The sequence below is a fragment of the Aeromicrobium sp. PFPM2_SD2 genome (assembly GCF_057364525.1).
Map to the genome: position 1 here is coordinate 1 of NZ_JBNFNZ010000402.1, position 2,246 is coordinate 2,246.

Below are 2,246 nucleotides of genomic sequence, written 5' to 3' on the forward strand. Positions count from 1 at the left end.
CCGCCAGGCTGCGTCCGCGGGCCGGGGCGGAGCGCGACGATCGTGCTCTGGCCGGGGCAGCAGGCTCGACGGTGACGCGCACGCGGTCGCCCTGGCGCTCCCACAGCGCCACGGGCGTCGCGGTGCCGGTCCAGGCGTCGAGCAGCACGGGCACCGCGTCACGCCGGGTGGACGTCAGCCAGACGTCCTGGGTGACGCGGGTCAGCCGGCGGTTCTCCGCGTGCTTGGCGTTGGCCAGGAAGTACAGGTCGACGTCGCCCACGACGCGGCGCAGCGACATGACCGTGGACGCCTCGTGGCTGACGTCCGACGTGACACCCAGGCTGGCGAGCGCCGTGGGGATGTCGGCGTCGGCCGGCGCCGCGGCGGTCGTCGGCAGCGCGGCGATCTGCGCGACCAGCGAGCGCACCTGCTCGGTCTCCCCCGGCTGCGCGAGGCCGACGACGTCGGCCTTGCTCCAGTCGCCGTGCAGGACGATCGGGAGCCCGGCCCGGCCGAGCGCCAGCACCTTGCGGGCGGTGTCGACCGCGATGGTCGCCTCCTTGCCGCGGAACTGGTCGGGCCGACGATCATCGCCTTGTAGGCCGGACCCTTCGGCGCGAGCCGGCCGCCGCGCACCGTGGCCAGCGGCAGGTCGAGCAGGGCCGGGGTGGCGAACGAGTGCGTCCAGCCGGTCGGGATGCCGCTGTTGGTCGCCCACGCGGCGCCGATGCCGGTGGACGTCCAGCCCTTCTGGCGCAGGAAGACGACGTCGTACTTCGGCGTGCCGGTCTGCAGCACCAGCTGGCTGCGGTTGAGGTAGTCGGCGACGTCGCGCACGTGCTCCCACGTCGGCGTCCGCGGCCCCCAGGCCTCGCCGTAGCCGACCGCGCCGGAGTAGTACGGCGAGAAGGCCGCGAAGCCGGGCCACGAGACGCCCGGCGCGTCCGCGTAGGCGAAGCCGTGCAGCATCGCCCGGTTCACGCCGGCCACGAAGATGCTGTTGATCGTCTGCAGCGCCCGGTCCCACGTCGTGCTGTACGCGGCGCCGAAGTAGCAGGCCGCCTCGCACGACAGCAGCGTCTTCCCGCCCATGTCGCGGCCGCCGGCCATGACCCGGTAGTCGTCGAGGTTCTTGAAGCCCAGCGACTCGGTCTCGGGGACGTCCAGCAGCGCGGCGTGCTCGACCGTGTCGGTCTCCAGGCCGTACGGCTGGACGCGCAGGCCCATGCCGAGACCCTTGGCGAAGCGCTGCAGCACCCTGAGGTGGTTGTCGCGGTAGAGGTCGGAGAGCACCTGGCTGAAGTCGTCGCGGACGCGGGTCGTGGTGACGGCGTCGTAGGCGAACAGGTACTTCTCGTGCACCTCGAGCACCAGCGGCAGGTACGGCAGCAGGTCGTAGCCCGCTCGCTCGCGGAACTCCTCGAGCATCCGCGGCGTCCAGATGGTCGCCTCGGTCTCGATCTCCAGCGAGTCCTCGAACAGGTTGCCGCCGGCCTTGCGCAGCAGGCTGCGCAGCTCGCGGTTCAGGACCTTGTCCTCCCACAGGTCGATGACGGCCTGCGAGCCCGCCGCGCTGAAGTGGTCGACGACCCAGGAGCGCGGGTTCGTGTGCGGACCGGCCTCCGGCTCCTGGCCCGAGCCGCGGCGCCAGTACGACAGCACCGCCCAGGTGCCCGAGCCCGCCGGCGCGGTCCAGCTGAGCCGGCCGTCCACGACCGACGTCGTCAGGTCGACGAGCGAGGCCGGGTCGAGCGTCGTCGTGGCGGTCGTCTGGGCGGTCACCCGGTGGGCCTGGACGGCGACGAGCGTCCGGCGCTGGACCCCGTCGGTGGCGGGCACGACCGGCTCGGGCACGACGCCGTCGTAGGCCTGGCCGGCCGCGACGTCGACGCGGCCGTGGGCCAGCTCGGTGCAGGCGGCGTCGTCGTCGGGGGGTGATGGTGGAGACGGCCGCGGGCCACGAGGGCCGACGGTGATGTCGACGGTGACGCCCCGACGCGAGGCCTGACGCAGCGCGGCGGTGACGCCGGCGACCCAGGACCGGGTGCCCCAGCCCTGGCGGTCGAGGTCGATCTCGATGTTGCGCGCGCGCAGGCTGTGCGTCACGTCGGCGATCTCGAGGTGGCCGAAGCCGGCGTCGGCGACCTGGTCGACCTCACGGGCGACCTCGCGGGGGTCGACCGCGCCGTGCGGCCACCACCAGCGGAAGCCGGCCGCGGTGTCCAGGCCGGGACGCTCGAAGCCCGGGTCAGCGCCCGCGGCAG

2 protein-coding genes are annotated in these 2,246 nt (G+C 73.8%); both read right to left on the reverse strand.

Annotated elements, in window-relative coordinates; genetic code table 11:
- Nucleotides 1-262 (reverse strand): hypothetical protein (locus AC2W7G_RS14235; protein WP_485869012.1); only part of this gene is annotated, 262 nt, incomplete at its 3' end.
- Nucleotides 202-2,246, reverse strand: a 2,045-nt coding sequence (locus tag AC2W7G_RS14240; protein WP_485869013.1) for a glycosyl hydrolase, incomplete at its 5' end; no start/stop codon positions are given. The genes AC2W7G_RS14235 and AC2W7G_RS14240, both read right to left, overlap by 61 nt.